Annotated in this window: 10 protein-coding genes, 1 tRNA gene and 1 pseudogene; 3 read left to right on the top strand and 9 right to left on the bottom strand. The window is 69.4% G+C overall.

Annotated features, from left to right (window positions below; genetic code table 11):
• Positions 1–18: 18 nt before the first annotated feature.
• The 6 genes from ACZ5WG_RS08515 to ACZ5WG_RS08490 all read right to left on the bottom strand — a co-directional run bounded on the left by ACZ5WG_RS08515 (position 19) and on the right by ACZ5WG_RS08490 (position 6,773).
• Positions 19–780, bottom strand: coding sequence for a metallophosphoesterase (locus ACZ5WG_RS08515; RefSeq protein WP_468721638.1), 762 nt, complete (start codon positions 778–780; stop codon positions 19–21).
• Positions 777–1,889 carry a phosphonopyruvate decarboxylase gene (gene aepY, locus ACZ5WG_RS08510; protein WP_468721637.1) on the bottom strand — a complete coding sequence of 371 codons (1,113 nt, stop codon included), beginning with the start codon at positions 1,887–1,889 and terminating at the stop codon, positions 777–779. Before aepY ends, ACZ5WG_RS08515 begins: the two co-directional genes overlap by 4 nt.
• Entirely contained in the window at positions 1,886–2,740 is an 855-nt protein-coding gene (locus ACZ5WG_RS08505) for an isocitrate lyase/phosphoenolpyruvate mutase family protein (protein WP_468721636.1), read from the bottom strand. Before ACZ5WG_RS08505 ends, aepY begins: the two co-directional genes overlap by 4 nt.
• Complete coding sequence (locus ACZ5WG_RS08500) at positions 2,740–3,441, bottom strand: class I SAM-dependent methyltransferase (protein ID WP_468721635.1); 702 nt, start codon at positions 3,439–3,441, stop codon at positions 2,740–2,742. Before ACZ5WG_RS08500 ends, ACZ5WG_RS08505 begins: the two co-directional genes overlap by 1 nt.
• Before the next feature lie 95 nt (positions 3,442–3,536).
• A complete protein-coding gene (asnB, locus tag ACZ5WG_RS08495; protein ID WP_468721634.1) occupies positions 3,537–5,720 on the bottom strand; it encodes an asparagine synthase (glutamine-hydrolyzing) in 2,184 nt (727 codons plus the stop codon).
• Positions 5,721–6,071: 351 nt separating this feature from the next.
• Complete coding sequence (locus ACZ5WG_RS08490; protein WP_468721633.1) at positions 6,072–6,773, bottom strand: neutral zinc metallopeptidase; 702 nt, start codon at positions 6,771–6,773, stop codon at positions 6,072–6,074.
• Positions 6,774–7,192: 419 nt separating this feature from the next.
• Here ACZ5WG_RS08490 and ACZ5WG_RS08485 point away from each other — a divergent pair.
• A pseudogene (locus tag ACZ5WG_RS08485) lies at positions 7,193–7,849 on the top strand (LacI family DNA-binding transcriptional regulator); the annotation flags it as partial.
• 112 nt (positions 7,850–7,961) lie between these two features.
• Complete coding sequence (locus tag ACZ5WG_RS08480; protein WP_468721632.1) at positions 7,962–8,237, top strand: hypothetical protein; 276 nt, start codon at positions 7,962–7,964, stop codon at positions 8,235–8,237.
• A gap of 108 nt (positions 8,238–8,345) precedes the next feature.
• Here ACZ5WG_RS08480 and ACZ5WG_RS08475 read toward each other — a convergent pair.
• A tRNA-Pro gene (locus ACZ5WG_RS08475) sits at positions 8,346–8,419 on the bottom strand.
• Between the two features lie 137 nt (positions 8,420–8,556).
• Positions 8,557–9,495 carry a metallophosphoesterase gene (locus ACZ5WG_RS08470; protein WP_389412853.1) on the bottom strand — a complete coding sequence of 313 codons (939 nt, stop codon included), beginning with the start codon at positions 9,493–9,495 and terminating at the stop codon, positions 8,557–8,559.
• A 67-nt stretch (positions 9,496–9,562) separates the two neighbouring features.
• Between ACZ5WG_RS08470 and ACZ5WG_RS08465 the strand changes: the two genes are divergently transcribed.
• Positions 9,563–10,024 (top strand): GatB/YqeY domain-containing protein, encoded by a 462-nt coding sequence (locus tag ACZ5WG_RS08465; protein WP_030299274.1) that lies wholly within the window; start codon positions 9,563–9,565, stop codon positions 10,022–10,024.
• 90 nt (positions 10,025–10,114) lie between these two features.
• Here the strand turns inward: ACZ5WG_RS08465 and ACZ5WG_RS08460 are convergent, their stop codons facing one another.
• A complete protein-coding gene (locus ACZ5WG_RS08460; RefSeq protein ID WP_468721630.1) occupies positions 10,115–12,409 on the bottom strand; it encodes a transglycosylase domain-containing protein in 2,295 nt (764 codons plus the stop codon).
• Positions 12,410–12,613 lie beyond the last annotated feature (204 nt).

Raw genomic sequence — 12,613 nt, 5'->3', positions numbered from 1 at the left:
CCTTCTCTCAGCCTTCTCTCAGTGGTCGGGATGCGGCCGGCCGAGCGCCCGGTAGTGCGTGACCAGCCGCCGCCGGTCGTCGAGCACGTGGAACGCCAGCGCCGGGGCCAGCTCGTAGTCCACGGCGGGCCGGCCCTCGAAGGGCAGCGGGACGGTCGAGGCCACCCCGGGCGCCACCAGCAGCGGAAGGCCCGCGAACGTCGTGGCCGCGGCGACGTGCGCATGACCGCACAGCAGGGCCACGACCTGCGGGTGCCGTTCCAGCACCGCCGCGAGGCGCTCCTCGCCGAACTGCCGGACCCGGTCCACGTACGGGGTGTGCAGGTCGACCGGCGGGTGGTGGAAGCAGACGAAGACGGGCAGTTCGCCGCCCTCGGCGGTCAGCGTCTCGTCGAGCCACCGCAGGGTGAGGTCGCTGAGCAGGCCCTCGTCGCTGCCCGGGATCGTCGAGTCGCACAAGACGAAGACGGCACCGGGCGTGCGGACGACCTGGTTCAGCTCCTGGTCCTGCGGCTCGCCGTCGAGCAGGCCGCTGCGGAACGCACCGCGCTTGTCGTGGTTGCCGGGCAGCATCAGCACCGGGTACGGCAGGTCGAACAGCTTGCGGGCCTGCGCGTACTCGTCCGCCGTCCCGTGGTCGGCGATGTCCCCGGAGACCAGGACGGCGTCGAGGGGACCGGGGAGGTCGCGCAGGTAGTTCATGACGGTCAGCGCGCGCTCCGTGGCGCGCTCCGAGAGGTCCAGGTGCAGATCGCTCACGTGGGCGATGACGGTGTTCACGGCAGGTCGTCCTTCCGGGATGCGGTCGCCGCGGCCTGGAAGCGGGCCCTGACCTCGGCGTTGGTGTGCGCCGACGTTACCCGCGGAGGAGTGGCCCCACCCCTGCCGATGTGCAGGGCCACCAGGTGCGGACCGGGCAGCCCCTCGATCTCGGCCAGATGCGCGGTGACTTCCCCGGCCGTGCGGCAGACCCGTCCCGTGCGGTATCCGGCCGCGAGCGCCAACTCGTCCCAGCGCATGGCCACATCGCGGGTGCGCTGCCCGCCGGTGGAGTCGTACGCGCCGTTGTCGAGCACGAAGTGGGTCAGGTTCGCGGGGCGCCGCTCGCCGACGAGCGCGAGCCCGCCGAGGTGCATCACCGCCGCGCCGTCACCGTCGATGACCACGACCTGCTGGTCGGGGCGGTTCAGGGCCGTGCCCAGGCCGAGACCGATGGCGTGCCCCATGGAGCCCTGCATGTAGAAGTTCCGCGGGTTGTCGACGATCCCGAACAGCTCCCGGCTGATCATGCCGGTGGTGCTGTAGACCAGCGCGTCGCCCACGTGCCCGGCGATGACGGACACCGCTTCCCGCCGGTCCATCTGCGCGTCCGGGGCGGCCGCCGGCACCGGGTGGGCGTCGACGGTCTTCGCCGGTACGAGGACGACGAACGAACGGTTCTCGCGGCGGGCCTCCTCCGCGCGGTCCAGGAGCCCGCCCAGGCTCTCCTCGGCCGGGTCGAGGATGCCGTGGGCGACCCCGACGGACTCCAGTACCCCGATGGTGCCGGCGCCCATGGCCGCGTGGTGCGGCTCGTCGTCCTCGGCTTTCGGCCAGCCCCGCAGGCTGACGAAGAGCAGCAGCGGGATCTCGTACGCCATGGTGAGCGAGGTGAGCGGGTCGAGGAGGTTGCCCAGCCCCGAGTTCTGGGCCAGCACCACGGCCTTGGTCCCGCCCAGCTCGGCGCCGGCGGCCATGGACAGCGCGATCCCCTCGTTGGGCGCCGGTACGTAGCTGCCGCGCTGCTCCAGCAGCGCGAACGGGCCCTTGAGGAAGGAGCACGGCACCCCGCTGAAGAACCCGTACCCCCGGCGGTCCAGCTCCGCGCAGAAGAACTCGGCGCTGATCATGCGCTCCACTCCTCCCACCGGTTGACCTGCGTGAGCCCGAACAGCTCCTTCATCGGGGCGATGGCGTCCTCGACCCCGCCGGTCCCGCCCTGCAGCCGGATCTCCCCGAGGACGTCGCGCATGGCGGAGACCGAGGCGCGCAGCGCGTGGTTGGCGTAGATCACCATCGAGACGCCCGCCGCCTGCGCCTCGGCGAGGTCCCAGTGCGGATACGTGGTCGGTACGACGACCACGGGCGTACGGGCCTGCCAGGCCTGGAGGAACTCCAGGATCTCGGCCGGCGTGGACTCCTTGGAGTGGATCAGGATGGCGTCGGCGCCCGCGTCCGCGTACAGGTGGGCGCGGCGCAGCGCCTCCTCGAGCCCGGCCCCGGCGATGAGCGCCTCGACCCGGGCGACGACGGTGAAGTCCCCGGTGGTGCGGGCCCGTACGGCGGCCTGGATCCGGCCGGCGAACTCGCCTGCGTCCTCGAGGTTCTGGCCGCCGCCGAGGAAGCTGTTCCGCTTGGGGAACACCTTGTCCTCGAGGCAGATGCCGCCGATGTCCGCCGCCTCGAACTGGCGGACCGTACGGACGACGTTGATGTTGCCGCCGAAGCCGGTGTCGCAGTCCGCCAGCAGCGGCAGCGAGGTCGCCTGGTTCACGTGCGAGGAGGCCTCGAGCAGCTCGGACATGGTCAGCAGGCCCAGGTCGGGCAGGGCCCGGGACGCGGAGATCTCGAAACTCGACGCCCACAGGCCGTCGAAGCCCGCCTCCTCGACGAGCAGGGCCGTCAGCGCGTCCCTGGACCCGACGATCCGCGCTATCTCTTTACGCTCCAGCAACTCGCGCAGTCGCGCCGCCTTCGACACTATTCCCCGGCCCTCTGCGCGAAGCGGCCGTGGTTGGTGCCGGCCACGTCCTCCCCGGGCAACTCGAACACGCAGTGCCAGTGGAAGGAGCCGGGCTTGGCGTGCTCGGCGTCGGTGGCGCTGAGCAGCCGGAATCCCGGGTGCAGGCGCAGCAGGTCGGCCGCGTCCACGTACATGTGCGGGTGCACCTTGTCGTCGGCGGCCCCGGGCTGGCGGAAGGTGTTCGGGCTCACCTCGTTGCCGCGCCCGTACTCGCCGTTGCGCTTGGAGAGCATCGTGGACTGGTAGACGCCGCCCGGGCGCAGCACGCGCCGGACCTCGTCGAGCACCCTCGCGAGCCCGGCCTCGTCGTTGTGGTAGACCACGTTGAAGGCGAGGACGTAGTCGAAACTGTCGTCCGCGTACGGAAGTTCGCCGAAGTCGCCGACCTCGAGGCCGACCTGCACCCCGCGTTTGACGCTCTCGTCCCGGGCTGCCTGGACGGCCGCCTCGCTGGCGTCGGTGCCGGAGCTGGTGAACCCCGCCTCCGCGAACCAGAGGGCGTGCCGGCCGACGCCGCAGCCGAGGTCCAGTACGTCCACGGCGCCGAGCTTCTGCAGCCGGGCGGCCTCGTCCACGACCCACGGGTGCGGCCGCGACCAGTCGCCTGTGCGCCCGCTGTCGGTGCGCCAGACCTCGTCCCAGTAGAGATGGGCTGTCATCGGGGTGACCTCACTCGTGATTACTTCCGTACATCCACATCCGGATGCCGATTTCCAATGGGGGGACCGAACCGCGCGGTGCCGGCACCGCGCTTTCAGGCGCTGTCGACGGTCTCCAGCAGGCCCGCCTCGAGCGATCCGTCCAGCAGCGGACGCATCGCGTCGAGCTCACAGCCGGCGGCGGCGAGCGCCTCCGACAGCGGCCGGCGCCCGTCGAATCCACGCAGCAGCCGCAGCCAGTCCGCGTGGGTCAGGTGGTCGATGACGAACCGGATCCCGCCGTCGACCAGGACGTACGAGGTGTTCGCCTCCGCCGCGTCGTCGAGTACGAGCACGCCCTCGGCGAGGCGGAACACCGAGGTGTCCTCGATCCGCACCTGCGGGAACAGCTCCTGGACCTCGGGGCCCTCGAAGTCCGTGACGCGCAGCTCGTACGGGGCGGGCCCGGACGGGGCCCGGCTGCCCGGGACGTCCACGGCCATCAGGTCGAGGATGCCCAGGTTGACCACGCGCAGCAGCAGTTCGACGTGCCCGGAGCTCTGGTCCCGCTCCAGCCTGCGCAGGGCGCGGTGGATGTTCGCGCCGTCGAGGTACTGGGCGGCACGCGGCGAGGACAGGGCCTGCTCCACGAGCTCGTCGCCGTTCCGGGCCAGCATCCGGGTGAAGGTCCGGTGCGTGTGGCGCACGCCCTCGCCCTCGTAGAAGGCGAGCTTGGGCCGGCTGATCACCTCGGCGGGCAGGATGTCCCGTACGGCCTCGCGGATGACCTGCTTGTCCCAGAACAGCCGCTTGCGGTAGGCGCGCGGCACGGTCGCCAGGAGCTCGATGATCCGGTGGTCCAGGAAGGGGACGCGGGCCTCGACGCCGTTGCCGGAGGCGGTGCGGTCCTCGACCCAGAAGTTGTACTGCTGCATGTCCCGGAACTTCCAGGCCAGGTAGGAGCCGTACGGGTCGTCCACCGCGCCGGGGGCGTACGCGCCGACGGCGTCGTCGCTGAGCAGCGGCAGGTCGGTGCCCTCCCACCAGACGGAGACGGAGGACTGCGAGCCCAGGGCCTTGCGGCGGGCCATCGTCCGCAGGTTGCCCTCGAAGTCCTCCCAGTCGCCGCCGCCGGAGAGGGCGACGCTGTAGCCGCCGCTGAACTCGTCGGCGCCGGAGCCGAGCAGGATCGCCTTGAGCTCGGGCCGCTCGGCGCGGGCGAAACGATACATCTCACTCTTGTAGAACTGCTCCGGGCCGCACTGCGGCGTCTCCATCAGCCACAGCAGGCGCCGCCACTCGTCGGGCGAGGGCACGCGGTCGGCCCCGAAGGCCACCTGGTGGTTGGGCAGTCCGAGCAGGTCGGCGGTGGCGCGGGCGTACTGCGCGTCCTTGTTGACGACGGTGGCGCCGGTCAGCGCGGAGAAGGTGTGCAGCCCGGTGTGCGCCGACAGGGCGGTGATGGCCGCGGAGTCGAGGCCGCCGCTGAGGAAGACGCCGATCTCGGCGTCGGCGATCAGACACTCCCGTACGGAGGAGGCGAGCAGGTCGCCCATGCTCTGCACGAAGAAGCTCTCGGGGAGCGCGCCGGCCTCGGCCGGCGCGGGCAGCTCCCAGTACCGGTGCACGCGGGTGGCCCCGCCACGCAGGCTGATGTCGACGATCGCCCCGGACGGCACGTGATCCACGCCCTTGAACCAGCTGACGGGCTCGTCGTCGGTCATCACCGGCGCGGAGCTGAGCCCCTGGTCGGCGAGGGCGCGCGCCCAGTCGAGCTCGCGCGGGCAGTCGGGGTGCGCGAAGAGCGCCTTGACCTCGGAGCCGAAGAGCACGGTGTCGCGGTTGCGGTGGACGAACAGCGGCTTGATGCCGAGCCGGTCGCGGGCGAGCAGCAGCCGCTGCTCGCGCAGGTCGATGACGGCGATGCCGAACATCCCGCGCACGTCGTCGAGAAAGGCAAGCCCCTTCTCGAGATAGAGGTGCAGCAGCACCTCGCAGTCGGACTCACTCCGGAACTTGACCCGCCCCTCGAACCCCTTCCGCAACTCCCGGTAGTTGTAGATCTCGCCGTTCGCCGCGAGGATGACGTTCCCGTCCTCGCTGATGAACGGCTGCCGCCCGCCCTCGGGGTCGATCAGCGCGAGCCGCGTGAAGGACATGCACGCCTGCTCGGTGTGGTGGAACTGCATGTCGTCCGGCCCGCGCGGCCGCAGGGCATGGGCCATGTCGCGGAGAATCGCGTCGGCCGACCCCGCGAGGGCGCTTCCGTCGGTGTGGGCGAATCCTGCAATTCCGCACATATGGCTTCCGATTCCCCTGTGACGTGGTGACTGGAGCGGACATGCCACGCCCCCCGGTCCGGGAGGCGTGGCATGTGGGTCGCTACTAGCGGACAGCGGCGACGATGGTGCCCTGGTCGACCTTCTTGGCCTCCGGCTTGATGTAAACCTTCATTTCTTTCACCTCCGCTCGGCGTCAGTGGTCATTTGCTGTTGAAGAGCATCCACCGCCCCGGTGTTGCCCCGGTGGCGCGAGGGTGGCGCCCAGGCGTCCCGGGCTGCGTGGGTGGCTCGCTGCCCGGCCACAGGGGGGCGGGCCGCACGGTGCTCGCTCAGCACCGCGCAGCCCGCTCCGTTCGTCAGGAGTCGTTGTTACTGGGGTAGACAGGCCTTCACCCCGCCGCGCAGGCCTTGTGTGAAGAAGCCCATTCGCTGAGATGCGTCACCGTGGTCAGCAGGATTTGACCATGGAGTGGTATCGCCGAATTTTTGAAGCGCACTGACGATTTCGTCAGTGTCCCCCGGCTCCCACACGAGGGTGCCGTCGTCGGTGGCGCCTTGGAGCGTCGCGCCGGAAAGGCAATCGGCCTGCAACTCCTTTTCTATGGCCTGCAGGTTTGAATTCAGCCTGGCCTGGATGGCGTGACCCCATTCGTGAGATACGACAAGGTAGACCCACGAGTCGCCGATCATGTTGAACCCCAAGTCCATGATCTGTGCACTCCAAGCGAGGTAATCCCCATCGGGGCAATAGTATGCGTTATATTTATCCGGGTCTTTGTCGTTGCATCGTTGGAAATCTCCGGTTTCTACGTCATAGAAACCCAGGGGGCCGTAGATTTTGGGCGGCTGGTAGGTTTTGGTGAAGAGATCGGGCCAATGTTTTACCCAGAACCCATCGGTGACCTCGATGGCATCGCGGGTCTCCGCGGCCAGGTCAGCATCGATGACGGCCGGTAGGGCTGGTTGCGAGGCGGCACCCCTAGAGGCGAGGGGCACACCCAGCGCCGTGCCGCTGAGGGATGCACACACAAGAAAGGCGATCGAAAAGAGAAGACGCACAAGGCGGCGCATGGCTTCGCCCCTTATCTGCTGCGCTGCACCCGAACTGACCTCTGGTAGTCCGGCGGCAGCTTCAAGAGGTGGCGGCCGACAGGAAAATGCCGACGTGCTGTGACGGTCGTTGCCCCACGATCAACGAGCCGGTGAAACTGTGGGCGGTCCACCCACCCCGGATGCTGCCCAGAAATGGCTGCTATTTCTTTCAGCGTACGCTCGCAACTCTGTGGTGTCCTGGCGAGGATGGTCGTGCGTTTTGTTGTCCGCTCTATCAAAAGGCCGAGGCGGACAAGGGTGATGAGACCGGAAATCCATCGACCAACTCGACTGGATCCGAGAGGAATTTGAGGAACGATGGTTCTGCGGGAGGGAATTGGCGAGCCGCCACGATGCCACGAACGGACCGGAGGTACCGAGGGGCCTGCGAGCTGCGCTACCTGTTCAGCGGGCATGCCGCAGCGAACGGGGCGGCGCGCGGCCCAGGGGCGAAGCCGGTGGACGTCGCGCGCTGCGGGAGTCTCCGCTGGCACGGTCTCCAACGTGCTCAACCGCCCAGGGGCGGTGGCCGAGAGCACGCGGGCCGCAGTCGAGCAGGCCATCGCCGCTCTCGGGTACATCCGGCACTGGTCTTCCAGTGAGAACGCCGCGCACTGGCGCCGGAACGGATTCGCCATGTGGCTCATCCAGCCCGCCGCGACCGGCTGGTGCCCGAAGAAGGCGCCGCAGGAGGCGCGCCCGGTGCCGCTGGTGGTGGAACCCTGGCCGGGCATCCCCGCCCGCGGGCGGGGCGCCGCCGGCCGCGCTGAGGCGTCATGGCTGCCGATCGCGCGCGGCCTCTCGCCGCACGGGTTGCGGCACAGCCACAAGACGATGACGGACGAGCTTCGGACCCCTCCGAAGCTCAAGGACGAGCGGATGGGTCACGAGGACGGTTCGGTCCAGGCCCGCTACCCCACATCACGCCGGAGATGCGGCGAGAGCTTCTCGCAGGCCTGACAGGCATGTGGGAGCAGTCACTCGCCGCGCGTCGGCGGATGTCGCCGGGGTCGCCCGTGGCCGTCCTCGACACCCTGCTGAGCCCCGGTCGCTAGGGGTTTCAGGCGGATCAGGCATGTAGCCCGGTCGGCTCCCGTCACCGTGCGGAGCGTTGTGCGGACTGCTCGACTGGAGGAGTCCCCCTTCCGACCTCACGGGAGCAGCACCGTGGCCATCATCGCCATCATCGAGTTGCCGGGCGTCACCAATGAGCAGTACCAGGTCAACCACGCGAACATCCACGCGGCACCGTGGTGGCCGGCGGCGGGCTTCATCTCCCACGCGGGGGCCCCGGCGGACGGCGGTTGGCTCGTGGTCGACCTCTGGGAGACGAAGGAGGCTCTCGGGGCGTTCATGGAGAAGGCGGCGACGATCTTCGAGGCAAACGGTATGCCGAGGGCCGAGCCGAAGATCTACGAAGCGTCGAACGTGGACATCGGCTAGGCGGGCGCGAGGAGCCGTTTCGGCAGAGGTTTCTCCCGAGAGCCAGGGGAGAAACAGTCAGAGCCGGCGTCCTTGGAAGGACACCGGCTCTGAGCTGGTCTTACGAAGTCGGGGTGGCGGGATTTGAACCCACGACCTCTTCGTCCCGAACGAAGCGCGCTGCCAAGCTGCGCTACACCCCGATCGCCGCCTTGCAGCATTGCTGTCCTGGCGACATCGATTACTTTAGCGGACCCTCGGCCGGAGACGAAATCCGGTTTTCGCGAGGGGCCGGGCGCGGGCCGTCCGCCGTGACCCGCGCCGGGCCCGGCCCGGGCGGCTAGGCCTTCGGGGTCAGGGTCAGGAGGGTGGCTTCCGGGGGGCAGGCGAAGCGGACCGGCGTGTAGCGGTTCGTGCCGCAGCCCGCCGAGACGTGGAGGTAGGCACGCTTGCCGTCCGCCTCGTACGTGGAGAGCCCCTTCACCCGCTTCGTGTCCAGGTCGCAGTTGGTGACGAGCGCCCCGTAGAAGGGGATGCACAGCTGACCGCCGTGCGTGTGCCCGGCCAGGATCAGCGGGTACCGGTCCGCGGTGAAGGACTCGAGGACGCGCAGGTAGGGGGCGTGCACGACGGCCATCGAGAAGTCGGCGTCCGCCTCCGGCCCGCCCGCCACCCGCTCGTAGCGGTCGCGCTTGATGTGCGGGTCGTCCAGGCCGGTGAAGGCCAGTTCCAGGTCGGGCAGTTTCAGGCGCCCGCGCGTGTTGGTGAGGTTCACCCAGCCCGCGGCGTCGAAGGCGTCCCGCATCTCCTCCCACGGGTTGTGCACGGCGCCGACGACCGGCTTGTTGCCGTTCAGCCCGTGCCGCCCCTGGACCTTCTCGATCAGGTAGCGCCCGGGATTGCGCAGCCGCGGCCCGTAGTAGTCGTTCGACCCGAAGACGTACACGCCGGGGAAGGACATCAGCGGGCCCAGGGCGTCCAGTACCTCCGGGACGCCCTCGGTGTCGGAGAGGTTGTCGCCCGTGTTCACGACGAAGTCCGGGCGCAGGCCGGCGAGCGACTGGAGCCAGGCGCGCTTCTTGTGCTGCCCGCGGACCATGTGGATGTCGGAGACCTGGAGTACGCGCAGCGGGCGCATCCCGGCAGGAAGGACCGGCACGGTGATCCGGCGCAGTCGGAACGACCGCGCCTCGAAACCGGCGGCATAGGCCACACCGGCGGCCCCGACCGCCGCGATCGAAGCGGTGACCTTCAGGGGTACTCCGTAACGCGCACGCATGGCCCCATCGTCTCAGACCCGGAAAACCGGCGGGCGCCACTGCCCCTCCACCTGGCAGACTCAGGTCATGACCACGCTCAAGGCCAAGCTCCAGGAAGACCTCACCACCGCCATCAGGGCGCGCGACGAGCTGCACTCGTCCACGCTGCGCCTGACCCTCGCCGCCATCACCAAGGAGGAGGTCGCGGGCAAGGAGGCGCGCGTGCTCTCCGACGACGAGGTCCTCAAGGTGATCGCCAAGGAGGCGAAGAAGCGTCGCGAGGCCGCGGACGCCTTCGCGCAGGGCGGTCGTCCCGAGCAGGCCGCGCGCGAGACGGCGGAGGGCGAGTTCCTCGACACCTACCTGCCCAAGCAGCTCAGCGACGAGGAGCTCGGCGCGATCGTGGCGCAGGCCGTCGAGGAGGCCAAGGCCGCGGGTGCCGAGGGGCCGAGGGCCATGGGCGCCGTCATGAAGATCGTGAACCCGAAGGTGGCCGGGCTGGCGGAGGGCGGCCGCGTCGCCGCCGCCGTCAAGAAGCACCTCGCATAAGCAGGACGGAAGTGACGAGGGCCCCCGCCCGCGCATCGCGCGGGCGGGGGCCCTCCTTCTTGTCCGTGCCGCCTGCGGGCTCCGTGCCGCCTACGGGCCCTCCGGGCCGCCGATCAAGCCCGGTTCCAGGCTGATGTCCGGGAACGGGTTCGTCGGGGTGTTGCCACCCGTCGCGCCGCCCGTGGCCCCGGCTGCCGTCTGGCCGCCGGGGCGGCCGCCGGGCTTGCCGTCGCCGCCCGGCTTGCCGGGCTTCCCCGGCTTGTGCGGGCTCTGGTTCGGGTTCGGGGTGGGACGGCCGCCACCGGCCGGCATCCCGCTCTCCGGAATGGTCACCGTGGTGAAGGGCGGCGCCTCCCGGCCTTCCAGCGCGCCCGAGACCGCCTGCTTCCAGATCGGGCCGGGCAGTCCGCCGCCGTAGACCTTGTCGTAGTACTGGCCGCCGATGGTGATGTTCTCCATCGACACCTGCTTCGAGCCGCCCGAGCCGACCCACGTCGCGCCCGCCATGTTCGGCGTGTACCCGACGAACCAGGCGTTGTAGCGGCTGTCGGTGGTGCCGGTCTTGCCCGCGTTCTGCCGGTCGGTCAGACCCGCGGCGGTACCCGTACCGGAGTCGATCACGCCGAGCAGCAGCGTGTTGACGGTGTCGGCGGTCTTCTCCGCCATCACGCGGTCGCACTGGGACTTCGGCACGGCCAGGGCCTTGCCGTGCGCGTCGGTGATGGACTCCAGGGCGACGGGGGTGCAGTACACGCCGCGGTTGGCGAAGGTCGCGTACGCGTTCGCCATGGTCAGCGGGGACATGCCCTCGGTGCCGAGCGCGATCGCCGGGACCTCGGGGAGCTTCGTGCCGTCGGCCGGGATCACGCCGAGCTTGGTGGTCATCTCGGTCACGGGGCAGAGCCCGAGGGCGTTGTCGGAGATCATCTCCACGAAGTACGTGTTGACCGACTTGGCCATCGCGTCCCTCATGCCGTACGGGCCGACCTCGGACTCCGACTCGTTCTCGACCCGGTCGTGCGAGGTGTTGACCCAGGGCTTGTCGCCGCAGGTCTGCACCGGGCTCGGGTACTCCATGTCGTGCGGGGACTGGTACGTCTTGCCCGCCGACACGCCCCGCTCCAGGGCCGCCGCCGCGACGAACGGCTTGAAGGTCGAGCCGGTCGGGAAGCCGAAGTTCGATCCGCCCATCCGCTTGTCCACGGAGAAGTTGATCTGCGTCTCGTTCTTGCCGAAGCCGTACGGCTTGGACTGGCCCATGGCGAGCACCCGGCCGGTGCCCGGCTGCACCAGGGTGACGGCCGTGGCGACCTTGTCGTCCTGGTTGACGTGGTCCTTGATCGACTCGTTGACGGACTCCTGCGACTGCGGGTCCAGCGTCGTACGCACGGTCAGGCCGCCCTGGTTCCAGAGCTTGGCCCGCTCCTCGCGGGTCTTGCCGAACACCGGGTCGGTCAGGAACGTGTTGCGGACGTAGTCGCAGAAGAAGCCCGCGCCCTTGACCGCGGTGATGCAGCCGTTCTTCGGCCGCGTCACCTTCAGCGTCACCGGCTTCTTCTTCGCCTCGTCCGCCTCGGCCTGCGAGACGTCCTTCATGTCGGCCATCCGCTGGAGGACGACGTTCCGGCGCTTCGTCGCCTCCTGCGCGTCGTTCACCGGGTCGAACCGGCTCGGCGACTGCACGACGCCCGCCAGCAGCGCCGACTCGTCCAGGGTCAGGTCCTTGGCCGGCTTGCTGAAGTAGCGCTGAGCGGCGGATTCGATTCCGTATGCCTGCTGGCCGAAGTAAGTGATGTTGAGGTAGTTCTCGAGGATCTTCTTCTTCCCGAGCTCCTCCTCGACCTGGATCGAGTACTTCAGCTCGCGGATCTTGCGGCCCAGGCTCTTCTCCTGGGCCTCGCGCACCTTGGTCTCGTCGTCGCCGGCCTCTTCGACGAACACGTTCTTCACGTACTGCTGCGTCAGCGTCGACGCGCCCTGCGCGGCTCCGCCCTCCTGCGCGTTGCGGTTGACCGCGCGCAGGATGCCCTTCAGGTCGATCGCGCCGTGCTCGTAGAAACGCGAGTCCTCGATCGCGACGATCGCCTTCTGCATGTACGGGGAGATGGCCGTGAGGGGCACCACCTGCCGGTCTCGTGAATAGACCGTGGCGATCAAGCCACCCTCGGCGTCCAGAATCGTCGTGCGCTGGCTCAGCGGCGGTGTCTTGAGATTGGCCGGGATCTCGTCGAATCCCTCGACCGTGCCCTTGGCGGCGAGCCCCAGGGCGCCTGCGCCCGGGATCGCGATGCCGGCCAGCACAACTCCGGCGAGAACGGACACCCCGAGGAACTTGGCGGCCTGCTGTGGCCCCGTGAGCCCGGCGCCCGAGCGCTTCTTTCCCATAGAGGGCAGCCTACGTTCTCATTCGCCGGACACGCGCGAATGCCTTGGCCTAAGCTGTCCCCAACTGTCACAGCAGTGTGGTGCGACATCAACCCCTCGGCTTGATTTTCACCCTTCCCGAATGGGGTGGACTTACGTCCGAATCTCGCCCCTCACCCTGACGGTCGCTCGTCCATGGTCCGCCGATTCCACCCGAATTGCCGG

It is taken from the genome of Streptomyces sp. NPDC032745, from assembly GCF_055579465.1.
This window is presented reverse-complemented; position numbering and strand designations above follow the sequence as displayed.

Excerpts from the sequence above, each read along its gene's own strand:
- ACZ5WG_RS08500 (WP_468721635.1), bottom strand. The coding sequence starts at position 3,441 with ATGACAGCCCATCTCTACTGGGACGAGGTCTGGCGCACCGACAGCGGG.
- ACZ5WG_RS08490 (WP_468721633.1), bottom strand. The coding sequence starts at position 6,773 with ATGCGCCGCCTTGTGCGTCTTCTCTTTTCGATCGCCTTTCTTGTGTGT.
- ACZ5WG_RS08460 (WP_468721630.1), bottom strand. The coding sequence starts at position 12,409 with ATGGGAAAGAAGCGCTCGGGCGCCGGGCTCACGGGGCCACAGCAGGCC.
- asnB (WP_468721634.1), bottom strand. The coding sequence starts at position 5,720 with ATGTGCGGAATTGCAGGATTCGCCCACACCGACGGAAGCGCCCTCGCG.
- ACZ5WG_RS08470 (WP_389412853.1), bottom strand. The coding sequence starts at position 9,495 with ATGCGTGCGCGTTACGGAGTACCCCTGAAGGTCACCGCTTCGATCGCG.
- aepY (WP_468721637.1), bottom strand. The coding sequence starts at position 1,889 with ATGATCAGCGCCGAGTTCTTCTGCGCGGAGCTGGACCGCCGGGGGTAC.
- ACZ5WG_RS08465 (WP_030299274.1), top strand. The coding sequence starts at position 9,563 with ATGACCACGCTCAAGGCCAAGCTCCAGGAAGACCTCACCACCGCCATC.